Origin of the sequence: Saccharibacillus kuerlensis DSM 22868 (assembly GCF_000378145.1) — a bacterium.
In the GTDB taxonomy this organism is placed as follows: Bacteria; Bacillota; Bacilli; order Paenibacillales; family Paenibacillaceae; genus Saccharibacillus; species Saccharibacillus kuerlensis.
Window position 1 is genome coordinate 601,717 of record NZ_KB899277.1, and the last position, 24,864, is coordinate 626,580.

The 24,864-nt window shown below is 51.5% G+C and carries 23 protein-coding genes and 1 riboswitch; of the genes, 5 read left to right on the forward strand and 18 right to left on the reverse strand.

Going from position 1 to position 24,864, the window contains the following annotated elements:
- The first annotated feature begins 260 nt into the window (after positions 1-260).
- Entirely contained in the window at positions 261-1,949 is a 1,689-nt protein-coding gene (locus F456_RS0102780) for a methyl-accepting chemotaxis protein (RefSeq protein WP_018975481.1), read from the forward strand.
- A gap of 811 nt (positions 1,950-2,760) precedes the next feature.
- Here F456_RS0102780 and F456_RS21650 read toward each other — a convergent pair.
- From F456_RS21650 to F456_RS0102805, 5 genes are all read right to left on the reverse strand, one after another.
- Complete coding sequence (locus F456_RS21650; protein ID WP_018975482.1) at positions 2,761-3,882, reverse strand: ABC transporter ATP-binding protein; 1,122 nt, start codon at positions 3,880-3,882, stop codon at positions 2,761-2,763.
- Entirely contained in the window at positions 3,879-4,922 is a 1,044-nt protein-coding gene (locus F456_RS0102790) for a FecCD family ABC transporter permease (protein WP_018975483.1), read from the reverse strand. Before F456_RS0102790 ends, F456_RS21650 begins: the two co-directional genes overlap by 4 nt.
- Complete coding sequence (locus F456_RS0102795) at positions 4,919-6,064, reverse strand: ABC transporter substrate-binding protein (protein WP_018975484.1); 1,146 nt, start codon at positions 6,062-6,064, stop codon at positions 4,919-4,921. Before F456_RS0102795 ends, F456_RS0102790 begins: the two co-directional genes overlap by 4 nt.
- A gap of 217 nt (positions 6,065-6,281) precedes the next feature.
- Positions 6,282-6,471, reverse strand: a riboswitch (cobalamin riboswitch).
- A 203-nt stretch (positions 6,472-6,674) separates the two neighbouring features.
- On the reverse strand, positions 6,675-6,926 hold the full coding sequence (locus tag F456_RS0102800; protein ID WP_018975485.1) for a hypothetical protein: 252 nt from the start codon (positions 6,924-6,926) through the stop codon (positions 6,675-6,677).
- A 35-nt stretch (positions 6,927-6,961) separates the two neighbouring features.
- Positions 6,962-7,150 carry a hypothetical protein gene (locus tag F456_RS0102805; protein ID WP_018975486.1) on the reverse strand — a complete coding sequence of 63 codons (189 nt, stop codon included), beginning with the start codon at positions 7,148-7,150 and terminating at the stop codon, positions 6,962-6,964.
- A gap of 265 nt (positions 7,151-7,415) precedes the next feature.
- Between F456_RS0102805 and lplA the strand changes: the two genes are divergently transcribed.
- Positions 7,416-8,417 carry a lipoate--protein ligase gene (lplA, locus tag F456_RS0102810; RefSeq protein ID WP_018975487.1) on the forward strand — a complete coding sequence of 334 codons (1,002 nt, stop codon included), beginning with the start codon at positions 7,416-7,418 and terminating at the stop codon, positions 8,415-8,417.
- A gap of 192 nt (positions 8,418-8,609) precedes the next feature.
- Positions 8,610-9,416, forward strand: coding sequence for a Cof-type HAD-IIB family hydrolase (locus F456_RS0102815; RefSeq protein WP_018975488.1), 807 nt, complete (start codon positions 8,610-8,612; stop codon positions 9,414-9,416).
- A gap of 354 nt (positions 9,417-9,770) precedes the next feature.
- Here F456_RS0102815 and F456_RS0102820 read toward each other — a convergent pair whose 3' ends face one another.
- Positions 9,771-10,061 (reverse strand): hypothetical protein, encoded by a 291-nt coding sequence (locus F456_RS0102820; RefSeq protein WP_018975489.1) that lies wholly within the window; start codon positions 10,059-10,061, stop codon positions 9,771-9,773.
- 56 nt (positions 10,062-10,117) lie between these two features.
- Positions 10,118-10,918 (reverse strand): MBL fold metallo-hydrolase, encoded by an 801-nt coding sequence (locus F456_RS0102825; protein ID WP_018975490.1) that lies wholly within the window; start codon positions 10,916-10,918, stop codon positions 10,118-10,120.
- Positions 10,919-11,104: 186 nt separating this feature from the next.
- Between F456_RS0102825 and F456_RS0102830 the strand changes: the two genes are divergently transcribed.
- Positions 11,105-11,314, forward strand: a complete 210-nt coding sequence (locus tag F456_RS0102830) for a hypothetical protein (RefSeq protein ID WP_018975491.1) — start codon at positions 11,105-11,107, stop codon at positions 11,312-11,314.
- A gap of 92 nt (positions 11,315-11,406) precedes the next feature.
- Here F456_RS0102830 and F456_RS0102835 read toward each other — a convergent pair whose 3' ends face one another.
- The 9 genes from F456_RS0102835 to cysT form a co-directional block, all read right to left on the reverse strand.
- The gene (locus F456_RS0102835) at positions 11,407-13,050 is read right to left on the reverse strand and encodes a response regulator transcription factor (protein WP_018975492.1); all 1,644 of its coding nucleotides are present in this window, start codon (positions 13,048-13,050) and stop codon (positions 11,407-11,409) included.
- Positions 13,043-15,019, reverse strand: coding sequence for a cache domain-containing sensor histidine kinase (locus tag F456_RS0102840; RefSeq protein ID WP_018975493.1), 1,977 nt, complete (start codon positions 15,017-15,019; stop codon positions 13,043-13,045). Before F456_RS0102840 ends, F456_RS0102835 begins: the two co-directional genes overlap by 8 nt.
- A gap of 137 nt (positions 15,020-15,156) precedes the next feature.
- Positions 15,157-16,515 carry an ABC transporter substrate-binding protein gene (locus tag F456_RS0102845; RefSeq protein WP_018975494.1) on the reverse strand — a complete coding sequence of 453 codons (1,359 nt, stop codon included), beginning with the start codon at positions 16,513-16,515 and terminating at the stop codon, positions 15,157-15,159.
- Positions 16,516-16,692: 177 nt separating this feature from the next.
- Positions 16,693-17,532, reverse strand: coding sequence for a carbohydrate ABC transporter permease (locus F456_RS0102850; RefSeq protein ID WP_018975495.1), 840 nt, complete (start codon positions 17,530-17,532; stop codon positions 16,693-16,695).
- Positions 17,533-17,553: 21 nt separating this feature from the next.
- Positions 17,554-18,489 (reverse strand): carbohydrate ABC transporter permease, encoded by a 936-nt coding sequence (locus tag F456_RS0102855; RefSeq protein ID WP_018975496.1) that lies wholly within the window; start codon positions 18,487-18,489, stop codon positions 17,554-17,556.
- A 397-nt stretch (positions 18,490-18,886) separates the two neighbouring features.
- Positions 18,887-19,966 carry a sulfate ABC transporter substrate-binding protein gene (locus tag F456_RS0102860; protein WP_018975497.1) on the reverse strand — a complete coding sequence of 360 codons (1,080 nt, stop codon included), beginning with the start codon at positions 19,964-19,966 and terminating at the stop codon, positions 18,887-18,889.
- A gap of 73 nt (positions 19,967-20,039) precedes the next feature.
- Positions 20,040-21,104 (reverse strand): sulfate/molybdate ABC transporter ATP-binding protein, encoded by a 1,065-nt coding sequence (locus F456_RS0102865; protein ID WP_018975498.1) that lies wholly within the window; start codon positions 21,102-21,104, stop codon positions 20,040-20,042.
- A gap of 1 nt (position 21,105) precedes the next feature.
- A complete protein-coding gene (locus F456_RS0102870) occupies positions 21,106-21,903 on the reverse strand; it encodes a sulfate ABC transporter permease subunit (RefSeq protein ID WP_018975499.1) in 798 nt (265 codons plus the stop codon).
- Between the two features lie 2 nt (positions 21,904-21,905).
- Entirely contained in the window at positions 21,906-22,739 is an 834-nt protein-coding gene (gene cysT / locus F456_RS0102875; RefSeq protein ID WP_018975500.1) for a sulfate ABC transporter permease subunit CysT, read from the reverse strand.
- A gap of 240 nt (positions 22,740-22,979) precedes the next feature.
- Between cysT and F456_RS0102880 the strand changes: the two genes are divergently transcribed.
- Positions 22,980-23,381, forward strand: coding sequence for a secondary thiamine-phosphate synthase enzyme YjbQ (locus tag F456_RS0102880; protein ID WP_018975501.1), 402 nt, complete (start codon positions 22,980-22,982; stop codon positions 23,379-23,381).
- A 130-nt stretch (positions 23,382-23,511) separates the two neighbouring features.
- Here the strand turns inward: F456_RS0102880 and F456_RS0102885 are convergent, their stop codons facing one another.
- Positions 23,512-24,114, reverse strand: coding sequence for a TetR/AcrR family transcriptional regulator (locus tag F456_RS0102885; protein ID WP_018975502.1), 603 nt, complete (start codon positions 24,112-24,114; stop codon positions 23,512-23,514).
- A gap of 5 nt (positions 24,115-24,119) precedes the next feature.
- Positions 24,120-24,752, reverse strand: coding sequence for a YigZ family protein (locus tag F456_RS0102890; protein ID WP_018975503.1), 633 nt, complete (start codon positions 24,750-24,752; stop codon positions 24,120-24,122).
- Positions 24,753-24,864: the final 112 nt, after the last annotated feature.

Consider the following 24,864-nt stretch of genomic DNA (forward strand, 5'->3'; position numbering starts at 1 on the left):
TTCGGAAGTTGCAAAAAAAGCTTACATAAATCTGGTCAAAATTGTCTATTTACATGTATGATATGAGACAGCAAGCAAGACTTTGGGAGGTATATTTAAATAAATTAGACCTTTTGATCCAGTTTTTCTGTATTATTTCTGGATTTAGTCGAAGTCTTGTTCGTTTACTATCTATGTCGGCTGACGATCTATAGGGCTTTGAACTTAGCTGCCTTGTTCAAGATACGTCTGCCATTCACAACAAAGGGGGAGCTTTACCTATGCTAAATCGTTCAATCAGCCATAAAATTATTGCCTTGTCGGGAGCGATCATTCTGGTAGTAAGCCTGCTGTTGTGCGGCAGTTTTTTCTTCATATTCAATAATACCCTGCACAGCCGAATTATACCGGAATTCAGCAAAACGCTTGACCTGAGCGTTACGGAGATTCAGCGCAGTGTTAATCCAATCGAGGCCAGTATGGCAGCCAAAGCCAATGCAGGCGCTTCGATGAAACTCCAAACCTACTTAAACGAAGCTGCTTCCGAATTCCGACTTGAAAACGTTTATATCCTCAATATTCAAGATAATGAAGCAACCGCTGCGCTCGTCAGCCAAGGTTCCGAAATTAAAGTCGGAGACAAGCTGCCAGCAACCGTACATATGCAGCAGGCGTTGAAGACTCCTACGGAGACCATCGTCACTCCGCTTATTCAGAGCGGCGGTAATGCCCAACTTCAAGGCTATCATGCGATTTCCGGGAGTACATTGATTATAGGCGGCACACTGGATGCCGACTTCGTCACGCAGGTTACCCAAAGTATTCTGTGGACAAGCATCGGCATTACAGCCGCTGTCGTCATCTTGGGTGCACTTGTTGCCGCAGCTGTCAGCCGCCGGATGACCAAGCCGCTCGGCCGTCTGGTCAAGCATGCCCGCCTGGTTGCCGAAGGTGATCTTCAAAAGAACATTGAAGTAAAAGGACGCGATGAAATCGCACAGCTGGCTTCCGCGTTTCAACAGATGACAGTCAACCTCCGGAGTATGATCGGCCAGGTACTTGAAGCTGCAGACCGTGTCAAAAGCGACTCTGTCGAATTGTCTCGAGGCATCGGCCTTCTGTATGAAATCGGCGGACAATCTTCTTCTTCGGCTGTGCAGATCGCAGAAAGCAGCGAAACGGTTGCTACTAGCACTGCCGAGAATGCCAAAGCCATGGAAGAAATCAGCAGAGGCATTCAGCACATCGCCGAATCCACTGCCGAAGTTAACGAACAGATTGCTCGAGCTTCCAAAGAAGCAGTATCCGGCAATGCACTGGCCCATCAAGCTGTCGAACAGATGAACCGTGTGCAGGAAACTACCGTGCAGGCCCGTGCCTATATTGAAACGATGGGCTCGAGTTCGGACGAAATCACGCAGGTACTGCAGGCGATCACAAGCATCTCCAAGCAGATTCAAATGCTTTCCCTTAATGCTTCGATCGAAGCCGCACGAGCAGGCGAGCATGGCAAAGGGTTTGCTGTGGTAGCGGACGAAGTACGCAAGTTGTCCGATCAATCACGTCAGGCAACCGGACAAATTGAACAGTCGCTTGAGGCTCTGCGCGAAAATTCGACCCGCTCTGTCGAAGCGATCGGCTCGGTACATACCGAGATCATGTCCGGTGCGGAAGCGGTGCGCAGCGCCGGCAGCGCGTTCGACGAGCTGGTTAACCTGATGCAGCAGTTCAATCAATCCGTTCAGGAAGTATCTTCTTCCACCGAACAAGTCTCTGCCAGCAGCCAGCAGGTCAGCGCGTCGGTCGAAGAAACGGCCCGCATTACAGAGCATGTACAGGAACGTGTACAGGAAGTATCCGCAGGCAGCGCGCAGCAGTTGAAAGAAATGGAGTCATATGCCCACACTGTAGGCGAACTCAGCCGCCAAGCCGACGAGCTGGAAGAAACGGTACGCCGCTTCAAGATCTGAGCCGTCTCTGGAATAGGGATCCTTATTCCAGCAGATTGACTAGGGCGTGTAGGCAAACTCATCAACTTTTTCGAATAAAAGATTTCTTCAACGCCCAGCTCCGGTTTTCCCATTTAATTAAAGCGTTGAACGTAAAATACGAAGTCGATTATTGGTTCGCGTACACGCCGTAATGAGACGCATCCAACAAGAAATGATGAATAAGATGCGTCTAATTAAGAAGCGATTAATAAGATTCGATTAATAAGAAACGACTAATAAGGTGTATCTAATAAGATTTCATCAATAAGACTCAACGTAAAGCCCAATAAGTGCTTATATGCAATTAATTTCCGCAAAAGTTCGCCAAATCGTCCAATAAGTGCACAGGTGCAACTATTTAACAGGGAATACGGTTAGAGACGCAAAAAAGCTGAAATAAGTGTATGGAAGCACTTATTTCAGCGAAATTTAAAAATTCGAGAAAAATAAGTGTACATGTGCACTTATTTTTCTTTCTTCTTTTTTTCTTTTTTCTTTCTTCTTTCTTACACCTTCAATAGACTCATCCGAAGACCCTCGCGAGTCTCTTTCTCATACTTTTAATATTCTTTTAGGACGTGTACGTAAAATTCAAGTGTGCTCTCAAATCCGTTAAAGGATACGAAATGCTCTCCCAATTAGTTCTGGAAAATTGCGAAACAGCGAGCATGATTAAAGCTTTTTTGGCGCTGATCTTGATTGGGATCTGGCTTAAATAGGGTTCCGTACAGGCCTTAACCAAACAGACCGGGGATTTATTTCCCCGGTCTGTTTCGCTCTTCACAGATTTCTATTTTCCGCTGTCAGTGCTTCGCCGTTCCCCTGCTCGGAACAGCAGCTGCGGTGCGCCGATCTCTTCGCGCCGCACAATGACAGGCGGTGCGACGCCATATAGAGCGCCGACCCTGCCGGGCGTCAGCACAGTCTCCGGCGTTCCTTCCGCTTCGCACTGTCCTTCACGCAGCAAGAGCAGCTGCTGCGCATACTGGGCAGCCAAATTGAGGTCGTGCAGCACGGCTACGACAGTCAGTCCTTCTTCTGCGTGCCACTCCCGCACCAGCTCCATCACATCAAGCTGATAGTAAACATCAAGATAAGCTGTCGGCTCGTCCAGCAGCAGAATTCCCGGCTGCTGGGCCATCACCTGGCCGAGCGCAGCACGCTGCCGCTGACCGCCGCTGAGTTCATCCAGGCGGCGCGGCAGCAGCACCGTCAGCTCCAGCCGCCCGGCGATGCGGGCAAGCAGCTCTTCCGCGGCTGCCGGATTCTGCTCGCGGCCGAAGCGGTCACGGTACGGGAAGCGCCCCATCTCCAGCGCATCCCGTACCGTAATGCCGAGCGGCGGCAGACCTTCCTGCGGCAGCACAGCCAGCCGACGGGCCAGTTCGCGGCGGCTGTAATCCGCCAGAGGACGTCCGTCCAGCCTGACTTCGCCGGCCGATGGACGTTCCGAACCAGAGACCAGCCCCAGCAGGCTGGATTTGCCGCTGCCGTTGGGCCCGAGCACGGCCCAGAATTCGCCGCGGCGCACAGTCCAGTTCAGCGGCTGAACAGCCTGGACCTCATCGTACGTGCAGGCAGCGCCGATGAGCTGGATTGCAGGCGGCGCAGCCTCATTCGCTGCCCGCGATCCTTCGGCGGACCAAGCGTCAGCTGCGCTCTCACTGCCTAAATCCCCTGTCTGTTGGCTCACCTTCCCGGTCTTCCTAGCTGGATCTCCAATCCGCCAGCCCTTCTTCCGAACCTGTTCGGACGGGTCCCCTATCTGCCAGCTCTTCTGCTGAAGCTGTCCGGACGGATCTCCGATCCACTGATTTGTCTCCTTAAGCCCAGACTGCCTGTTCGTTCCTGCAGGTCTGCCTTTCCCTTCCTGAGCATGACGTTCCCTTCTCCACCAATCCGGAAGTTTCACCCCATCTCCCCCTTCCCCCGCTTGCTCCGCTGCAGCAGCATGGCGAAGAACGGAGCTCCGGCAAAGGCCGTTACGACACCAAGCGGAATTTCCGTTCCTCCAAACAATGACCGGGCCAACGTATCGGCCCACATCAGGAACAGAGCGCCGCCCAGGGCAGACAGCGGTACAAGCAGCCGATAATCCGGACCTGCAATCAGACGAATCATATGCGGAACGACAAGGCCTACGAAGCCAATGACGCCGGATACTGATACGGCGGCGGCTGTGACCAGCGTGGCAACGAGCAGAACAGTGGTCTTCGTCCGTTCCGTATTCAGACCGAGATGCCCGGCTCGCCGCTCGCCAAGCGCAAACAAATTCATCGCTCCGGCGTTTGCCCAGAGAAACATTCCGCCAAGCAGTACGTAAGGCAGCAGTATCCCGGAGTAACTCCATCCCCGGAGATTCAGGCTGCCCATTGTCCAATACAAAATTTCATTGACCGGCCGGTCCGACATCGCCGACAGGAAAGTAACTGCCGCTCCAAGAAATGACTGCATGACGACCCCAGCCAGCAGCAGTCCGTGAACCGGAAGCTTGCCCCGATCCTTTGCCAGCGCCAGCACGGCAAACAGCGTCAGCGCGCCTGTGACAAATGCCGTCAGCGGCAGGGTCCACTGTCCGATCCAGGCGGTACGCAGTCCAAAGAAAATGATCAGCGCCGCACCCAGCGAAGAGCCTGACGATACGCCAAGCGTAAACGGGTCGGCGAGCGGATTGCGCAGCACGCCCTGGAATGCCGCTCCGGCCACCGCCAACGCCGCACCGACCAATGCGGCGAGCGCAATGCGCGGCAGCCGAACTTTCCATACGATCTGCGCCGCCGAATCTTCCCAGACTTGTGGAAACCAGCGGCCGATTCCCGGCAGCTCATGCAGCAGAATGGCCGCGATTCGGCCCGCTGGCAGTTCGACGGATCCAATTCTGAGCGTCAGAACAAGGCTGACCAGAATCAGCAGCACAAATACCGCTCCGTATCCGCCCAGCCTGCGGATCATTGCAGCTTGTCCGGATAGATTGCGTTAAAGACTTCGATCAGCCCTTCCGTCAATCGAGGACCCGGTCGACTGACCAGATTGTCATCGATTGCAAACAGCTGATCATTCTTCACCGCTTTAATACCGTTCCAGCCGCTGCGCGCCTTGATATCTTTTGGATCAACAGACATTTTACTGTAAAGGATAACATCCGGATTCGTCCGAATAATCGTTTCCGCATCCACTTCGCTCCAGCCTGTGGTTGCAGCTGCCGCATTAATTGCGCCCGACGTTCCGATCAGCTCGTCCATAAATTCGCCCTTCCCAACGGTCCACCCCGGTGAGAATTCCAGATAAACGGTCTTTCGGTCTTTTTCGTCAATTGAAGCGGCAGCACTGCGCACCTTCTCGATATCCGCCCGCATCTTGTCGGTTACCTCTTTCGCTTCGGCCTGATGATCGGTAATCTCTCCGTAGACCGAAATATTGTTCATAACATCTTCTAATGTATCCGGATTGAACTTGAACACCCGCAGGCCGAGCCCCCTCAGCGAATCGATCGTTGCATCGTCTGTCAGATCGGCAGCAAATACAATATCCGGCTGAGCCGTTAGAATTGCTTCAGTATTCAGTTCATAACCGCCCATTTTCGGCTTGGATTTGGCTTCTTCCGGATAATCGTCGTTGTCGGAAACGCCTACAATCTGCTCGCCGAGTCCCAATGCAAACAGCGCCTCAGTCTCCGACGGCGCAAGCGATACAATCTTGGACGGAGCGGCTTCAAACGTTATTTCCGTACCGGTGGCGTCGGTCAGCGTCAGCGGATATACGGTGGCTGCGGTTTCGTCTGCCGTATCTGTCGTACCGGAAACTTTTGCATCATCGGATGCTTCAGGTGTGCCGGGAGCTTCGGTCGACGACTGACTGGCAGTCTGAGTCTCGGAAGCTGTTGGCTGTGGAGCTTCCGCTGTCTCATTTTGCCCGCATGCCGCAAGGCCCAGAGCCAGCAAAAGCGCCGTCGATCCGGTCAGCAGCGATCTGCCTATTTGAGAAGTCCTAATCTGTTCGAACAGTCCCTGTTCATCATTTCCAAATACACGGATCTGTTTTCTCTCCGTCTGTCTGCTGTTCTTTTTGCAATTGGTATTCTTGGCTGTTCCCATCGTTTTTTCCCCCTTGGTTCAAGTCCGAGCCGTACAGTTCTGCCTCACCTCTGACTTCCGAGCTGTTCGGAAAGACAAAACAAAAAGCCCTCTCCGGGCCGTACGCGGAAAGGGTTTGTTCGGGACGCACGCCAACAGAAGCCCGCCCCAGACTTAAAAAGGACGGACCGCATATCGGCGTACGTACTGTGAACGCTCTTTCCTCGAAGAACGGGACCAGCATCGGGTCTGCCGGGCAGGTCTCCTGGCTCACGGGATAAATGCTTCAGAATCCGCCTTCTCGCAGACTTTTCTTCGCCTGCAATGGCATGATGGATTCCTGCCCGTGTTACAGTGGCGGGACCGCGCCGGACTTGCACCGGCTTCCCTTTTAACCGTAAATCGGCGCGAAGAAGATTTGTCCGTCTCTTCCTACGCATTTCCGCTTTCCGGCACCTCGGCAGCTGTACTTCTGCAGTTATTGTCTTCCGATTATAGGCGATGCCCGAAGAGGTGACAAGCGCGGCAGCGCAAAAACGCCCGGATTCTCTTCCCTAGGGAAAAGAATCCGGACGCCGGGTTCTTAACGTCTACCAGGTAAAACACCAAATCTGATTCGCAGCTTTAGGGATCAACCTTTACGATCTGTTGTCGGCATTGCGGTATGATTCGAACCGCGGTGCTCCTGCGATTTCATCCGGTTTTGCTGGTCGATCGTACGGTTCTGATGCTCCAGCCGCTGATCTTCCATCGTTTCGGCATCTTCCAGCAAATTCCCGCTTTTACCTTCGACCTGATTTTCAACGAACTGTTTCAGCTGTCCGCTTTTTTCCTCATCATATTCCTTTTTCTGCTCCAGCAGTTCTTTGGCTTTATCTTCCATTTTACTCAACCTCCTATTTACGCGTCTATTTACGCTTATCTTCTCATGTTTTGCTGATCTTTAAGTCGGTGCTGCTGATCCTGCATTTGGTCCTTGGTCGCCTCCATACGGTTCGGCAGCGCGGACTCTGTTCCTTCAACTTGATGCTCGACAAAATTTTTCAGTTCGCCGCTGTGATCGTGTTCTTTCTTCTGATCCAGCAGCTTCCTTGCTTTGTCGTCCATATCGTTCAACCTCCTGTACGCCGGCCGCTCTCGCGTCCTTCGCTGATTGGTGTTGAGTCTGGATAGTTATGTATTACCCGCCCACTTCTTCGTTAAACGAAAAAAGCCCTTTTCTCCCCTTCAATCTCTCTTCAGTACTAGTCTTATGCAATTTGTATGGTTTACAATAGTAAAGGCAATACAACGAGCAAAATGAACGATTCATTTTCACAAACTCGCTTTCTGCGGAACTTATGAAACTCATATCGAAATGGGAGGCCATACCATGCTTTTTATCGACAACCAAGGCATTAACGATCCGCGGATCAACCTGGCGATCGAGGAATTTGTGCTGCGTCATCTGCCGATGGACGACAGCTATCTGCTCTTCTACATCAATGAACCGTCGATCATTATCGGCAAGCATCAGAACACGATCGAGGAGATCAACAGCGAGTATGTCAAGGCCAACAATATTCACGTCGTACGTCGTTTGTCCGGCGGCGGAGCGGTCTATCACGATCTGGGTAACCTAAACTTCAGCTTCCTGACCAAAGACGACGGACAGTCGTTCCACAATTTCCGCAAATTTACCGAGCCTGTCGTTGAAGCGCTGCACGATATAGGCGTTGAAGCTCAATTGTCGGGCCGAAACGATCTTCAGGTCGGCGAGCAGAAAATTTCCGGCAATGCTCAGTTCTCGACTCGTGGCCGGATGTTCAGTCACGGTACGCTCATGTTCGACTCTGAACTGGATAATGTACACTCGGCACTGAAAGCCAATCCGGAAAAGTTTAAATCGAAAAGCACTAAATCTGTCCGCAGCCGCGTCGCCAACATCTCGGAGTTTATGAACGAGAAGCTGACGATGCAGGAATTCCGCGACAGCATCCTGCGTCATATTTTCAAAGTGGAACCCCATGAAGTACCGGAGTACAAGCTGACCGAAGAGGACTGGAAAAAGATCGACGAGATTTCCGAAGAGCGCTACCGCAATTGGGATTGGAACTACGGCCAGTCACCGGAATACAACGTCAAGCACGCCAAAAAGTTCCCGGTGGGCATTATCGACCTTCGAATGTTCGTGAAGGAAGGCCGTATCGAGAACATTACGATCTTCGGCGACTTCTTTGGCGTAGGCGATGCATCAGAAGTGGCGGATATGCTGAAAGGCAAGCGTTATGAGGAGTCGGAAATTCGTGCAGCGCTGGAAGGCGTCAATCTCAAGCATTACTTCGGCAACATCGAGACCGAAGAGTTTATCGGGCTTGTATTCCTAGAAGACTAAGCTATAAAAAAGGGGCCACACAAAGCAGACAAAGCAGACAAAGCAGACAAAGCAGACAAAGCAGACAAACTGTACAGTTCGAACGATACCCCAGTAAACAAAACACCGGAATATAGAATGACGCATAACAAATAGAGAAACGCCCAAATAGAGAGATACCCAAATAGAGAAACACCGAATAGGAGAGAAATCATGACTTATAAATTGATTGCGATCGACATCGATGACACGCTGATCAACGACGACAAACAGGTAACGCCGGCTACACAGACGGCATTGGAGCAGGCGGTCGAAGCCGGGGTCGTCGTGACATTGGCTACCGGACGCGCCTACGCTTCCGCCAGGCAGCTTGCTGCCCAGACAGGATTGAATGTGCCGATTATTACATACCAGGGCGCATTGGTCAAAAACCTGCTTGACGGCAAAGTACTGCTGGAACGTCATGTTCCGATCGAAGCTGCACTTAAACTGGGCAAATACTGCCTTGAAAACAATCTGCATCTGCAAACGTACATCGATGACAAACTGTATGCACGCGAAGAAAACGAAAAACTGGTCGCCTACTCGCAGCTGAACAATACCCAATTCTATCTGGAGCCGGATTTTGAAAAGCTGTTCTCGCAGCCGACACCAAAAATGCTCATCATTGATGACCCGGACTTCCTGGACGAGCTGGCTCCGAAGCTGCACGAGCTGCTCGGCGATCAAGTTCACATCACCAAATCCAAGCCGCACTTCCTCGAAATTATGCACCACGAAGGAACAAAAGGCCATGCGCTGTCCTTCCTTGCGGATTACTTCGGCTGCACACTGGAAGAAACGATTGCAATCGGCGATTCGTGGAACGATCACGAGATGCTCGAAGCCGCCGGTCTGGGTGTAGCGATGGGCAACGCAATCGAGCCGCTCAAAGCTATTGCGGATTTTATCACGCTGGGCAACAATGATGACGGCGTGAAAGTGGTCATTGATAAATTCGTATTGGGTAAAGAAGTCTAATTCGTATACAAAAGAGAGGGACTCGTGGAGTCCCTCTCAGGCTGTCGAGAAAGTCCTATTCGTTTCGCAAGCTCAATGGCTGCGGGAGAAATTCGTTCCGGTCGCGTGTTGAAATCGAGAAAATGGATTAAACTTTACAATTGGGTTTTCTCGATTTCAAAGGCGAACGTTAGCACTCCTTCACCGAACTCCTCCCTCCGCCTCCTCGTTTCACTCGAAATCTGACTTTCTCGACACGTTGAGAGGGACTCATGGAGTCCCTCTCTTTTTCATAATTTCCTTGGCTCACTCGACTGACTTCGATTATGCCGTCAGCTCATGAGTTTTATCGAGTGCCATCTTCCAAGGTTTACCCTATTGCTTATCTGTATAGCCGCTGCGTGTGTCGTCAATCGGATTTTGCTCTCTCGACTCGTCGGCGGCATTCTGTGCATCCAAGTGATCGTGCTCGTCCTTGATCTCCGCTGCCGCTTGTGCCATACGAGGGTCTACTTCACCATGAACAGCACCGACATGGGTGTCCGGACGCTCTTCCTCATCCAAATGCTCCGTTTCGACTTCTCTGTCCTCGATTGATCCATCGTCCACCATATTTGTCGTATTATCCGACGACGGATCAATTTTTTTGTGGATTTTTTCTCTCATTGTTCATCCCTCCAGGTGTTAGAATTAGACTTTCGCATCGTTTCGCAAATTTGATTTCAGATCCGATCTGCCGACTTTTCCGATTCCAGCTTCACAACGGTTCCCGTCCTCGCTGCCGACACGTTCGGGGGAAGTTCCGGCAGGCGGTTCAGATCAACATTGTGCGACATATGCGTATATATCGTGCGCAGCGGAGCCACTTCTCTCACCAATTCCGCCGCCTCGCGCATATCATATATCGACCGGGTGGAATAGTCCGCATCTTCCTGTACAAAGCTCGTTCCGAGCACCAGCAGATGCGCCTCCCGCATCGGCCTGATCTCCTCTTCGGACAATCCGATCGAGTCGGGACAGTACACCCAGGCAAAGCTTTCCTTTTCAAGTCGGTATGCGTATGAATAACCGTTCTGCCCGTGATTGACCCTCCAATCGAAAATACTCCAGCCGTTCAGAAGAAGTCCGGGCTCCGTTTCGTGCAGTTCCACGTTCCGATCCAGCCACGGATATCGAGCTCGAATGGCTTCCAATACTTCGCCCGGCGCATACAGCTTTCCACGGATTCCTGTCCATCGGCACTGATCAGCCCATTCCGGCAGTCCCCCGATATGATCGAAATGCGCATGCGTAACCAAAATTGTATCTACAGTACGGATTCCCAGCGTCTCCATCTGCATTCGCCAGTCCGGTCCGCAGTCGATCAGAAAGCGGCTGTCCTCGTTTTCTACGGATACCATCGATCTCATCCGCCGGTTCACACCTTCCGCGCGCGCTTCCAAGCATACTTCGCATTCGCAGTATACTCTTGGTACTCCCATAGCATCGCCCGTCCCCCAAAATACCAACCGATCTTCCGTCATTCTTCCTCACCTTCCTGAACTTTTCCTGCTCACCTCCAAATTATACCCGACTTTCTTCTCTCAAAAAACTTTCCCGGCAGACGCGGAACTCCTTCTCCGTTATAATGAAGAGTGTGTGGAAGCGGCAGCCATGTCTCCGTTTCCCTTGATTATGATCGCGATATAGATTGCGACAAAGGAGAAATTATGAAAAAATTCATCACATCCAAAGCCTTCTGGATTCCGTTCATCCTGGTGCTGATTCTCGGCATTTGGCAGAACTTCACTTATTCCAACCAGAACATTCTGTCCGCCCTGACTTCCGCTCTCATCGCCGCTCTGATTGCCGGTGTTGTTATCGGCGGCGTTGTCTACCTGATGTTCGAAATCAGCGGCATTCGTCGCGGCAGGAAGTAAGCTCTCTACTGCGCTGTACGTTATAGATTGGATCCCCAGCAATAAGGGGCCTTTACCAGTAACCTAAACCTCTATTGGTAGTAGGCAGCCTTCTATAGAGTACGACACGAGCCGGCAGGCAGCCTTCTTCGGTATTCTGCCGGCGTCCTGCCTGAATGCATTTTGAAAACTTTGATAAAATGACTTGGATTATCGTAGCCCAGAAGCTCGCAGATTCGGCCGACCGACTCGTCGGTACGTTCCAGCAGCTCCTGGGCTCTTTCCATTTTCAAGCGGGTTGTATATTCAATAAACGTCTCTCCCGTTTCTTTTTTGAACAGCCGACTGAAATAACTCGGGTTCATAAATAGACGTTCCGCTATATCCTCAAGCCCAATTCGTTTGTCGGAATTCGCCATTACATATCGGCAGGCCTCTGCAATTTCTGCCCGTACACCCGACTGGCCGGAACCACCGCAGGCTAGCACCCTCATTCCCTCCAAATAACTGACGAGCCATTCCGTGAGCTCATCGACCGAATCGATTGCCGTTATTTCCTTATGCAGCTGCTCTGGGGTAAATCCCGAACGGGCAAAGGGAGCCGCCTGAAGCTTTAATCGCAAGTCCAACAGCAGCTTGAAAGTCCAGTCTTTAACCGCTTCGGGTTCGATCCGCTCTGTGCCTAATTGTTTCATGCGCCTCTTGACTGCGGTACGCAGCGGCTCGGCATTCGGCTCCAGCAGAGCTCCTCCGATTTCTGCGCCGTCGCGATCATAGCTCGTAAATGGATCTCCCGAAGAGAACTTATGCTCTTCATAAGCGGCAATACTGCCGGGGCTCAAGTAGAAACGCTGTGCCTCTGCACCCAGCAGACGATTCAAACGTCTTCTGAGCACAGTCGCATCTTCGCACTGCCGTTCTATCAGAAACGACATGCCCACCTTGAGAACTTGGCCCAGCAAGTCCCGAACTCGTTTGAGGTAATGTTCGACTTCCCTATTCAGGTCGAGCGCCAAGTTCGGGCGATAAGCGAACAGCAGCACGACTTCCCTTGGTCCGGTTACGAACGACAGCGCCCGAATGCCTAGACACGGTGGCTCCCGCAGTACCTCCTGCAGTACATTGCTTACAGCAAAAGACAGCGTTTGGTCGGAATGGAATCGCTGTTTGACCTGACGATAAGCATCAATAAAGCCGACGGCGGGCAGGCATTGCTCGCCTTCCAACAGCAGGCCGAGTTCGCGCGCTTCCCTTACCCGGTCTTCTAGCGAGAGCAGCGGCTGCTCCAGAAAGTTTCTGAGCCACTGGGTTCGGCGCAGTTCGCTTGTTTCCCGCTCCAGCTGAAGCAAATGGGTACGACGATGATCGGTCTCCCTTTCTTCGTCCAAGCTTCGTTTAAATCGTGCCAACAGCATACAGAGCTCTTCCGGATTCAGTGTATCCTTGATCAAATAATCCTGTACGTTAAGACGCATCGCCTGCTGGGCATACTGAAATTCGCTGTGGCAGGACAAGATGGCAATGCGCATGCCTGGTCCGCTCTCTCTGGTCTTCCCGATCAGTTCCAATCCGTCCATCTTTGGCATCCCGATATCCGTCAGCAAAATGTCCGGCATTTCGCGCTGCATGTGTTCCCAGGCCAGAAGTCCGTTTTCGTGCACTCCGATTAATCTGAGCCCAAGCTCCGTCCAAGGGATGTCTTCAGCCAGAAATTCGAGTACCGGATAATCGTCATCGACCAGCATTACACTATACATCGTCTTCTCCCTCTTTCCGCGGAATGATCATCAGGATCTCCGTCCCGCTTCCCTGCCGGCTCTCCACCTTCATCCGAAAAGCCGGACCGAACGTCAAGCTCATCCGTTCCCGCACATTGCACAGCCCGATGCCGGAAAACCCGCGGCCGCTTCGTCCCGTTCCGGTCGATAGCTTCCCGTCGAATGAACCGGAACGCTCGGATTGATTGAAAGATTCGAATTGATCAGTATATTGGGATTCCATACTCTGCAAACTCAGCTGTGCTTCAGTATCATTTTCTGCGCTCCTCTTTTGTTCGCTCTCATCCTTTCCGATTCCGTCCTCTTCGCCGCTGCCGTGTCGCAGTCGATTGCGCAGCCATTCAAGCCGACCCTGATCTATACCGACTCCGTCATCGGACACACTCAGCATGAGGATTCCTCTATCCAGTCTTGCTTCTACGGTAATCTTCCCTGCCCCCGACTCCAGCCCATGGATCAGAGCATTCTCGATTGCAGGCTGCAGACAGAATCTCGGAAGCGGAATCAGCAGTGCTTCCGGATCGACGGAGAGAAGCAGCTCCGCTCTTTCCTTCTGCCGCATATTCATCAGCCCTACATAATCCCGAACGAGCTGAATCTCTTCATGCAGCGGCAGCAAATCCCGATCCGCACCGACCGTAGCCCGAAGCAGATTGGATAACGAGCCAATCATAGCTGCACTCTCCATATCGCCTCGTCGCATGGTCTTCATACGGATCGAGTTCAGCGCGTTGAACAGAAAATGGGGATGAATCTGCGCCTGCAGCATGGCTAGTTCGGCCTTCCGTTTGCGTGCTTGAGTTCTCGACACCTCTTGGATCATCTCTTCTACCCGATCCAACATCCCGTCGAATGAATAGCCCAGCCTGCCGATTTCATCATCTCCGCGCACTTCCGACCGCACGTTGAGTCTACCCAGCTGTACGGCGGAAGCCGTCTTTCCCAATTGAACGAGCGGACGGGTGAAATGTCTCAACAGATACAGCAGCAGCCCGAGAAACAATGCAAAAAACACCAATTGAAACAGGAACATTCGATGAAAAATCGAGCTGATATTGACGGTGGCGCTCCAATAAGGCTGGGCAGATACAAGCTGCCAGCCTGCAAAAGAAAGCGGCAGCCCGGTTACCAGATAATCGCCTTTCTCGGACGGCATAATCTGCGAGGACGATTTCAAAGATGATGTTACGAAAACCGCTTCCGTACCAATTTTCTCTGTATTCCGATGTGCCTGTATATGTCCCTGCTTATCCAGAATCATCAGTTCTTCCTGTCCGTTTACACGCTGCAAAATGCGGCTGAACTGTGTCTCCATTGCGGTCACGATTACATATCCGTAAGGGACCGAGTTATCCTGTCGCAGCGCCCGCACAACAGAGATCTGATATGGACTGTCCTTTTTCTCCGATTCAAATACGGTTGGAACTGCGCCGGTCCAGTACGATTCCAACCCGCCCAGCTCTTCAAGTCTATCGAACCAGTCTTCCTGTTCGAAACGATGAGGATCGTACTCCCAGTAAGGATAATTCGTATAGGCTTCTCCGCTCGTCAACAGCACCGTTACATAACAGCGTTCCCCGACAACCGCAAAATTTTCGAGCTGCCGGGTTACGCTGCTATCTTTAATAAAACGTGCATACTTATCTTCCGCATCAAAATCCGTATTGCCGGTGGAAAGCTGCTTAAAGTACGCATTCAGATCGACGTTCATTTGTATATAGTTGGCAATGTTCAGCATCGATTTCATTAGATTTGTTGTAGATCCGTTAACAAGCTGCAGCGATTCTTCCGCATTGTAGATCGCCTGCTTTTTTACAGCATCTTCGGTCAGCCGGTTATAAATGGACAGATTCAATATGGAAGGAAGCAGTACACAAAGCAGAGCTGCGGCAGTCAATTTACGACGAAGGGAAGACATCAGAAATGCGGATCGAAGTTGTTGAAACACGGCAGCTCTCCTTCCGGATTCGCGGCTCCACCTGCCGAAACGTATCAGAACGACAAAAAGGGGCAGAGGTTCTGCACCCTTTGAGCTGTAAGATGTAACACTGGCGTCCGGTCCGGCTTCCGCCGGATAACCGCGTTTTATGAATTGGAATCGATCAATTTTTGCACGCGTTCTTGCGAGGCATTGACTGTCTGATCAACGTCCTGCTGACCGAAGATGAACTTTTCGAATTCTTCGCTGAGTGCTTTGTAGATTTCGCTCTGATACGTGACAGGCGGAACGAGTTTGGAGGCTTTTGAGTTTTTAAGCGTATCGACCAGCGACTGCTTATCGACTTTGTCAGGTGCCTTCGTTCCCGACAGAATGGTATCGATTGTTGATTCAAGTTTGTCGTCGCCCGACTGCTTCCACGAAGAAATATTTTTTCCTTGGGCTTCTTGGCCTTCTGTCGTATACCAGCGGACAAAGGTATAGGCTTCATCCTTATGTTTCGAGCTTGCGGCTACAGATACGAAGTCGGTTGTAACCGGTGAATATCCGATTTCGTCGCCTTCCGCGTTTTTCGGAATCGGCGCTACTGCCACTTCGAAATTCAGCGGAGTCTGGTCCGTTCCTCCGATTTCCGTTGTCATCCAACTTCCTGTAATAATCATTGCGGCTTTCTCGTTGAAAAACTCGTTTCGATAATTGAGCTTTTGCGACAGCATCGTTTCGTACGGCGTGGCGGAACCGTCTTCCTTTTCCATTTTCCACCGAAGCTCCAGCGTTTTTTTGAAATTGGGATCATCCAGATTGGAAGTTCCGTCTGCCTTAAGAAAATCCGAATTGTCCGGCTGATTGACGAGCATCAGTTTCATGTATTCGGTCCAGCTTCCGTTTTGCGGACCATGGAAATACGTACCGTATGTTTTTTGCGCCCCTTCTCCTTGAGTCAGCTTTTTGGCATATTCGGCAAACTCGTCCCAAGTCCAGTCGGTCGGCACTTCGAGTCCCGCCTCGTCCAGCATTGTTTTGTTCAGCAGCACATACCAGGAATTGAACTTCCCTGGAAGCGCATACACTTTTCCGTCAATGTGAGTATCGATCTTATAGTCTTCTTCCACTTTATAGCCGTCTTTTTCCAAATAAGGCTCTAGCGGCTCAGCCATCCCAAGACCAACATGCTGCGCGTAGCTGCCAGGGTCGCTGAACATGATCACATCCATATCTTCATTCGAAGCTGCGGCGAGGTCAAGCTTTTTCATCGCTTCCTGCGTATCTCCCTTTGGACTGAGCTGTACGAGCGTCATTTTGATTTCAGGGTGCTTTTCTTCAAATGCGGCAAATGTTCCGGTCCAATTGTAGGCTTCCTCTGTTCCGTACGTATACAGCCGAACTTCGGTCTTCCCATCGGCTGCCGCACCTTGAGTTTCTCCACCCGATCCGCTTCCGCAGCCTGCGAGCAGCCCTCCAATCAACGTAATTCCCAGCAGTCCAGACCAAATATTCTTTTTCATATGAACCCTCCTTGTAGAAAATGAATTGCGGTCCCTGACAAACGTTTTCTGTAGTCAACATCCTTCGTCTATTGTAAGCCCGTTTCAAAAAAGGAAGTGCGTCGGCCCGAAATTTCCTGGGTCGTTCGCGAAAATAAGCCGGCTTTCCTTACGGCTGTCCGCGAAATAAGTGTAGGCTCATCCTTTCACTCCGCCGAGTGCAATGCCTTCCACGACACTTTTCTGCCCGATGATAAAAACAATAAGCAGAGGCAAAATTGCGGAAACGGCTGCAGCCATGATCAACGAGTAGAACTGCCCGCTCATCGACGTGAACTTCTGCATAGCAAGCTGAATAGTGAACAGATTATCTGATCGAAGGAAAATAAGCGGCCCCTGATAATCATTCCATGTCCAGATGAAGCGCAAAATGGCGTAAGTCGCGATCGCCGGGCGTACAAGAGGCATGGCAATACTCCAGAAGATACGTCCATGACCTGCTCCATCAATCTTCGCCGATTCAATAAATTCCTGATGGACACCCATGAAAAACTGCCGCAGCATAAAGGTACCGAGTACACTGAAACTTCCGATAATAACAAGCCCCAAGTGACTGTCGAACAGTCCGATATAGCGGTATAAAATAAATTGTGGGACGAGTACAGCCTGCGACGGAATCATATACGTGGTCAGAATAATCAGAAACAGCCATTTGCTGCCCTTAAAATGAATTTTGGAAAAGCCGTAAGCGGCCATAGCCGATACCGTACACGATATGACGGTTGTCAGCACGCTTACCTTAATCGAATTCCAGTAATACAAAATGAACGGATAATCGCCGAACCAGACCTGCCGATAATTCTCTGCCGCGTTCCAACTGGTTGGTATCCACCGGATCGGATAAGTAAACACTTCATTTTCCGTCTTGAACGACGTGACCAACATCCAGATAAACGGCAGTAGAAACAGAACACTGGCTGCGAACATGAGAATGGTCACTAGTGCTTTGCGCCAATCCAGTGCACGAAAATCATGCATGGTAGCCCTCCTTTCTTCCGTTTAGTAATTGACCCATTTCTTCTGTGCAACCCATTGTCCGAGCGTAATCAGCAGTACCAGCACCAGCAGTACCGAAGCGATTGAAGAGGCATAACCGATGTTCAGATTCTGGAAGGCTGTGTCGTACAGATACCAGACGAGCATTGTTGTAGAGCCAATCGGTCCGCCCTGCGTCAGAACCGCAATGATATCGAACACTTTGAAGGTAGAGATAATACCAGTAACGAGGAGGAAAAAGGATGTCGGCGACAGCAGGGGGACCGTAATACGAGCGAATTTGATCCAGTTGTTTGCTCCGTCGATCTCGGCCGCTTCGTACAAATCTTTTGGAATAGACTGCAGCGCCGCCATATACACGATCATATTGAAACCGATCGATACCCAGACGGTGATCATCATGATCGAAATTAGCGCAAAATTCGGATCAGCAATCCATTTTGGAGGATCCGTAATCCCAAATGCTTTGAGAAATTCGTTAATTGGTCCGTAGGAAGGCTCAAACAGCACCTGCCAGACAACCGCTACCGCCACGATACTGGAAATGTAGGGCATGAAGTAAGCGACTTTGAAAAATCCTTTGAAATAAACGAAGCGATCAATGATTACAGCAAGTACCATCGAAACGAGCATATAGATCGGTACGACAAGCAGGAAGATCATGTTGTTGCGAAGCGACTTGATAAACATATCGTCCTTTAGCAGCTCCTGGTAATTACCGACACTTGTCCATTCGATCCCTTGAATACCTGCGACAAAGTTCCATTTGGTAAAGCTGAGAAAAACGGTAGCCAAAATCGGCAGCAGTACAAGAATCGTTACACCGAGAAACATCGGCCCTACAAACAACAATCCCGCGATCGTCTCCCCTCGCTGCAGCGAAACTTTTCGCTTGCTTTTCGCCTCTGCTTTCTTGACCGTAACGGGAGCGGTACTCATAACGTTCACCCCTTTAATCTAATGGAATGACCCCATTATAAAGAAGACGCTTCCAGTTCTGATGCCGCGATCTTGACCCATCATCGCGTTTTCTTGACCTTTCCTTCTTTTTCCATACAAAAAAAACCGCCCTAAGGCGGTCCCAAGTCAACTTTTTCACTTTTCATTCGGCGATGCGGCACGCGAGCCCTGCCCTTCCCAGGCGGAGCAGCCGAAGCGGAGCCTGCTCTCCCTCCCCCGTCCCGCGGGGGTCCGCCGGGCGAGCTGATTTCGAATTGGAGCGACTTTTGGCTTTCCTCCCCCTCCTCTGAATCTTTTACCTAATCAAGGGGGAGGAAAACAAGCCGGAGCGACAATCGAAATCAGCGAGCCCCCACAATCGAAATCAGCGAGCCCCTCAGATCCCCGCCAACACCTCATACCATATTCCGCGCTTCGCATACAAAGTCTCTCTCACTTCGCTCCAACCGCCCAAATACTCGATATCAAACAGCCCCGGCGGCTCCGGATAGTTCGCTTCGAACTTCGCATATACTGCCGGATCTACCGGCCGGAATCCGTCTTCCGCAAAAATTTGCTGGGCTTCTGCCGACCAGAGGAAGTCCAAGAACGCTTCGGCAACTTCGCGCGTACCGCGTTTATCGACATTCTCATCAACAACGGCGGCAGGGTTCTCGATGAGAATCGTATCGTCAGGAATGACTACCTCGTACTTGGCCCCTTGATTGTTACGGGCAATCAGCTCATTCTCGTACGTTACGAGTGCGTCGCCGACGCCGTATTCGAAAGCCGCCATCGAAGCGCGGCCGCTCTTGTCGAGCGACTCAATATTCGCGTGGACGGATTCGAGAAAGGCTTTGGCGTAAGCAGAATCTTTCGCTCCGGTTGCCCGCTCGGATTCTTTCAATCCGGCGCCGTAGACCGCATTGATATCCCATTGGGCACCGCCCGACGTTTTCGGATTCGGATAGAGCACTTTAACGTCAGGCTTCGCCAAGTCGGCAAAACTTCCAATATTCAGCGGATTGCCTTCCCGGGTACCGATCGCTACTACCGACCGGGTGATCATACCGCCTTCCGGCTTCTCTTTCCAATTCTTGTCTACGAGACCCGCTTTCGTCAGCTTATCGATATCGCCTTCCAGCGACAGCAGCGTCACGTCGGCTTCGAAGCCGCCTACGATCGCGCGTGCCTGCGTACCGGACGCTTCATAAGATTCCTGGACCAAAACTGTCTGTCCGGTCTCTTCTTTCCACTTTTGCTGAAACAGCGGAATGATATCCTGCACCGAGTCTTTGACGACGCTGTATGCACCGATCACCAGTGTCACATCCCCCTGTTGGGACGCTCCACCGCTGCCTTCGGCTGAACGCTGCCCACCGCATCCGGCAAGCATCGAGCCGAACAGTACGACTGCCGCCAGCAGTCCGGATACACGCTTAACTTGTCCGGCGCTGTTTCTTTTCTTGTATCCCATCGGTCTCACACCTTTGCTTGAAGTGTTCCCCACGCTTCAGTCAATATTTACGCGATCGCAGAGCTGCGCGGCATCAGATCATGACTGACATCGGGTCGGCTTTGAACCGGTTCTCGGCAATCCAGCTGCGTTCGTTATTGTAGAGATAAGCGCGATGCACTAATACCCGCACAGAATCTCCGACCTGCAAAGCATCTTTCTCCAGCGAACGGTACGTGATCAGGCTCTGGTCGCCGACCTCCACTTCGACGAGCCACTGGCTGCCGCGGAAATGCAGATGCCGTACGACGCCTTCTTCTGTCGCCGACAGCAGCGTGAACTCGTTCCGCCGCCCGACTTCCACATATTCAGGCCGAATCAATGCCCGCGTGCCGGATGCTTTCGCTGCCTGATCGAAGCCATGCAGTTTCGCCGCGTGTTCGATCTGCGTCGATTCGCCGATAAACGAAGCGACAAATGGTGTTGCAGGCTCTTTATAAATGTCCCACGGTGTGCCTTTTTGCTCGACTCTGCCCTGACTGATGACCATAATTTCGTCCGCGACTTCGATTGCCTCGTCCTGATCATGCGTAACGAAGATCGACGTGATGCCGACCCGCTCGATCAGCTCGCGCAGCCAGGAACGCAGCTCCTGACGAATCTTGGCATCGATTGCCGCAAAAGGTTCGTCAAGCAGCAGCAGCTGCGGTTCGGGAGCAAGTGCACGGGCAAATGCCACACGCTGCCGCTGTCCGCCCGAAAGCTGCTGCGGATAACGCTGCTCGAAGCCTTTGAGACCTGTCAGCTCGACCAATTCCATAACCCGATCACGGATCTGCGCTTTCGGCGCTTTTTGAACCTTGAGACCGTAAGCGATATTTTCGAACACTGTCATATGCTTGAACAGGGCGTAATTTTGGAATACGAATCCGATCCCTCGCTCCTGCGGCGGCAGTTCGTTAACCCTTTTTCCATGAAAAATGATTTCGCCTTTGTCCGGACTTTCCAAACCTGCCAGCATACGCAGAATGGACGTTTTGCCGCCGCCGCTCGGGCCGAGCAGGCCGATCAAATGCCCTTTTTGAATGCCGAACGAGACGTCCTTTACCGCATGGAAACTGCCGAAATGTTTATCGAGTCCGCGAACTTCCACATGCATCTTAGTGCACTTCCCTTCTCTTCTTCGTCCATTCCATCAGCAGCAGCAGCCCGGCCGAGAATGCCGCGAGCAGCAGGGCAATGCCTCCTGCCGCCGCAATATTGAAGTTTTCCACATCCTGATACACAAGCGTCGTTGCCGTCTGTGTCCGATTGATAATATTTCCCGAGACGACCAGCACGGCACCGAATTCGCCCATCGAACGCGCGATGGTCAGCACCGCCCCATAGGCGACTCCCCAGCGGATCGACGGCCAGGTCACCCGGCGAAACGTCGTCCATCCGTAAGCGCCCAGCGTGGCCGAAGCCTGTTCCTGATCGTCCCCGATCTCTTCCAGTACCGGCATGATTTCTCTAACCATCAGCGGAAAAGTAACAAACAGCGTGGCGATGACCATCCCCGGAAATGCATACACGATATTAAAACCAATCCCTGCAAAAAAAGACCCTAACGCCGTATCCGGACCGACCAGCAGCACGATCATCAATCCGCCAATGACCGGAGATACCGCATAAGGCAGGTCGACGATACTGTTCATAACGCTGCGAAGTCTGCGGCCGAGCCATTTGCCCCGGACGAGATACAGCGCCGTCATGATGCCGAAAATGCCGTTCAGCAGCGTCACGCAGACCACGACAAGCCCGGTCATCATGAGCGCATGCAGCGCTTCGGGACGGCTGATCGCTTCAACAAAGCCCGACCAGCCGTTTGCGAATGCACTCTGCGTCATCTTTGCGAGCGGCGCCACCAGCAGAACGGCAAATACAAGATACGTCAATACAATCCATAGTTTTTTCATCGTTAGGACCGTCCTCCTCTGCGCTGCACCCGATTAATGAGCCACAGGATGATCAGTGACAGAGTCAACAGCAGCACCGACACTGCCGCCGCTCCCAAGTTGTTGTCGCTCTCCACTTCGCCGTAAATAAATACTGAAGCGGTCAGCGTCTTGGCCGGAATATTGCCTGCAACGAGTACAACCGCTCCGAATTCGGCCAGCGCCCGGGAAAAAGCGAGCATCGCTCCCCCTACGATTCCCGGCGAAATCTGCGGCAGAATGACCCGGAGAAAGGTTGTCGCGCGTGATGCGCCAAGCGTATACGAAGCCTCCTCTGCCGAAGGATCCATCTCTTCAAGCAGCGGCTGAATCGCACGAATAACGAACGGGAAAGTCACGAACACCATGGCAATAACAATCGCCGGCTGATGAAATACAATGTCAAAACCGAGCCGTTCGGCAATACTTCCTACCCAACTGTTAGGTCCCAGCAGCAGCAGAATCATCAATCCGCCGACGGCCGTCGGAAGTGCGAACGGCAGGTCGACCAGACTGTTCAGTACTGCCCGTCCCGGAAAGCGATAGCGTACCAGCACCCAAGCGATCATTGTGCCAATCAGAACATTAATGGCAGTGGCGATCAAAGCCAGCTTGAGCGTCAGCAGCACTGCTTTCCAAGCGATAGGATCGGAGACGCTTTCCCAGAACGGCGTCCAGCCTTCGGAGAAAGAGTACGCATATACGCCCGCGATCGGAAGCACAATCAAAATGACGAAATACAGCAGGACTGTTGTGCGAAAACCATAGGTCCAGCCTTTGTGACGCAGCCATGTCGTTTGCACCGGATACTCCTCCATTTAGAGACTCCCGCGAAGTCAGAATGATATACATGTCGGGAGTATTTTTTCATTATTCCTATTAGACTACTCGGTTTAACTTAATGCATAATGTAACAGGCTTAGCGATCAGCGTCAATTGCTTTTTTCAAAAGGAATCCATATCGGACGAAGGTGTCTACCTGATTGCCGGGTATATACTGGAGAGAGCATTTAGACACATACCAACTTACATATTTCCGTTTTATAAGGAGGAAAACTATGCTGCACACTTTTGAACTGACTACTTCTCGGCGCGATGAGATCGTCGATATTACGCCGCAGGTCGAAAATCTTGTCCGTCAGAGCGGTATATCCAGCGGCCTTGCATTTGTCTACTGTCCGCACACTACGGCTGGGATCGCCATCAATGAAAATGCCGATCCTGACGTGAAGCGGGATATTTTAATGATTCTGGACGAAGTCTATCCGTGGACGCATCCCAAATACCGTCACGCCGAAGGCAATACTGCCGCTCACCTAAAGGCTATTACGTGCGGCTCGTCACAGACTATCATTATTGACAGCGGACGATTGGTTCTCGGAACCTGGCAGGGCATTTACTTCTGTGAGTTTGACGGACCGCGTTCAAGAGCATTCAAAGTAAAGATTATGGAAGGGTAAAAGATCAATCCGATGCCCAGCGTATTTTTCGCTTATTTGAACACACGAAAAGCCCGTATCTCCACAGATACGGGCATTTTCACTTCCCCTTCCATACGACGACGCATTGAAGCGTTTATAAGTTAACTATTCAACGCCTTGAAGCGGGAAGATGCAGATTTTTGCACAAGATGCGCACATGCACCATCGCAGCCGGACGAACCTCTTCAAATGAAGCTTTCTCCTGGATGTAATAGGAAATAAAACCGTGCGCCGACAAAAACAAGCTGAGCGGAATGCTCTTTAGCGATTCATCCGTGTGCATATTGTCATCCAAATGTCCACGGACAATGGATGCAAACTGTTCCAGACATCGTCCCTGCTCGCTTCGACAATATGCCAACAGCTCTTCGTCGCGCGTCATGAACATGATCTCATACTGATGCGGATGCTCCAAGCCGAAACGAATAAATTCCAGCAGCAGCATTTCCGTGCGCGTGAACTCGCCAGTTTCCGGCAGAGACATCACACTGTTCAGGCAGCTCGACAAATAGCCGAAATCTTCAATGACGATGGCGTAAAACAGCTCCGCTTTTTCTTTAAAGTGATAGTAGAGCGACCCGTGGCTGTAACCGAGATGCTGTCCGATACTGCGCATGGAAATGGCGCGGTATCCTTTGGTAATGAACAAGTGTCTGGCCGCCTCCAAAATTCGCTCTCGCGACAATTCCTGCTCTACTGCTCTTCTCGCCATAGTCGTTATTCCCCTTCGATGTAATAAACCGGATCCCCTTTCACAATATCGGCCTGACCCTGCGTAAGATCCGTGATCCAAGTAACGAAATGATCCGCCTCGTTCGCAGGCGGCAGACAGAGAAGGGTCACCTTGTCTGTGAACTGCGTCTCGCCTGTACGGACTTCGCGGCTGCGAAGTTCGTTCTCTACTTTGCCGTGCCAGGTATAGTCGATCGTAACAAACACCTGCGTATGCAGCACGCGCGTAATTTCGTCGCCGGCTTCAACCGCAGCGACCGCGCCGTCCGCGTAAGCACGAATCAGGCCTCCCGCACCGAGCATAATTCCACCAAAGTAACGGGTTACGACAACCGCTACATTTTTCAATTCCCGATTTTTGAGCACTTCCAAAATAGGCTTTCCAGCCGTTCCGCTTGGTTCTCCGTCATCGGATTGTTTCTGAATTTCATCGCGCTCGCCGAGCAGATAAGCAGAGCAGTTGTGAGTAGCGTCGCGGTGAATCTTCTTAATTTCATTAATGAAAGCGTTAGCTTCTTCTTCCGTTGTAACAGGACGAATATGACCGATAAAACGCGACTTGCGGATCACAATTTCTTTGTTTCCTTCATGTCTAACCGTTTTGTAGCGTTCCAGCATAACGTTGTTCGAACCTTTCTTTCTTTATAATAGAAAGCAGTTCCCCATCTCCGCATGCACGATAAAACCGTGATACGGATGGGTGAACTGCTTTCCTCTTGTGCCCGATTTT

Excerpts from the sequence above, each read along its gene's own strand:
- F456_RS0102780 (WP_018975481.1), top strand. The coding sequence starts at position 261 with ATGCTAAATCGTTCAATCAGCCATAAAATTATTGCCTTGTCGGGAGCG.
- F456_RS0102790 (WP_018975483.1), bottom strand. The coding sequence starts at position 4,922 with ATGATCCGCAGGCTGGGCGGATACGGAGCGGTATTTGTGCTGCTGATT.
- F456_RS0102795 (WP_018975484.1), bottom strand. The coding sequence starts at position 6,064 with ATGGGAACAGCCAAGAATACCAATTGCAAAAAGAACAGCAGACAGACG.
- F456_RS0102800 (WP_018975485.1), bottom strand. The coding sequence starts at position 6,926 with ATGGAAGATAAAGCCAAAGAACTGCTGGAGCAGAAAAAGGAATATGAT.
- F456_RS0102805 (WP_018975486.1), bottom strand. The coding sequence starts at position 7,150 with ATGGACGACAAAGCAAGGAAGCTGCTGGATCAGAAGAAAGAACACGAT.
- lplA (WP_018975487.1), top strand. The coding sequence starts at position 7,416 with ATGCTTTTTATCGACAACCAAGGCATTAACGATCCGCGGATCAACCTG.
- F456_RS0102815 (WP_018975488.1), top strand. The coding sequence starts at position 8,610 with ATGACTTATAAATTGATTGCGATCGACATCGATGACACGCTGATCAAC.
- F456_RS0102820 (WP_018975489.1), bottom strand. The coding sequence starts at position 10,061 with ATGAGAGAAAAAATCCACAAAAAAATTGATCCGTCGTCGGATAATACG.
- F456_RS0102825 (WP_018975490.1), bottom strand. The coding sequence starts at position 10,918 with ATGACGGAAGATCGGTTGGTATTTTGGGGGACGGGCGATGCTATGGGA.
- F456_RS0102830 (WP_018975491.1), top strand. The coding sequence starts at position 11,105 with ATGAAAAAATTCATCACATCCAAAGCCTTCTGGATTCCGTTCATCCTG.
- F456_RS0102835 (WP_018975492.1), bottom strand. The coding sequence starts at position 13,050 with ATGTATAGTGTAATGCTGGTCGATGACGATTATCCGGTACTCGAATTT.
- F456_RS0102845 (WP_018975494.1), bottom strand. The coding sequence starts at position 16,515 with ATGAAAAAGAATATTTGGTCTGGACTGCTGGGAATTACGTTGATTGGA.
- F456_RS0102850 (WP_018975495.1), bottom strand. The coding sequence starts at position 17,532 with ATGCATGATTTTCGTGCACTGGATTGGCGCAAAGCACTAGTGACCATT.
- F456_RS0102855 (WP_018975496.1), bottom strand. The coding sequence starts at position 18,489 with ATGAGTACCGCTCCCGTTACGGTCAAGAAAGCAGAGGCGAAAAGCAAG.
- F456_RS0102860 (WP_018975497.1), bottom strand. The coding sequence starts at position 19,966 with ATGGGATACAAGAAAAGAAACAGCGCCGGACAAGTTAAGCGTGTATCC.
- F456_RS0102865 (WP_018975498.1), bottom strand. The coding sequence starts at position 21,104 with ATGCATGTGGAAGTTCGCGGACTCGATAAACATTTCGGCAGTTTCCAT.
- F456_RS0102870 (WP_018975499.1), bottom strand. The coding sequence starts at position 21,903 with ATGAAAAAACTATGGATTGTATTGACGTATCTTGTATTTGCCGTTCTG.
- cysT (WP_018975500.1), bottom strand. The coding sequence starts at position 22,739 with ATGGAGGAGTATCCGGTGCAAACGACATGGCTGCGTCACAAAGGCTGG.
- F456_RS0102880 (WP_018975501.1), top strand. The coding sequence starts at position 22,980 with ATGCTGCACACTTTTGAACTGACTACTTCTCGGCGCGATGAGATCGTC.
- F456_RS0102885 (WP_018975502.1), bottom strand. The coding sequence starts at position 24,114 with ATGGCGAGAAGAGCAGTAGAGCAGGAATTGTCGCGAGAGCGAATTTTG.
- F456_RS0102890 (WP_018975503.1), bottom strand. The coding sequence starts at position 24,752 with ATGCTGGAACGCTACAAAACGGTTAGACATGAAGGAAACAAAGAAATT.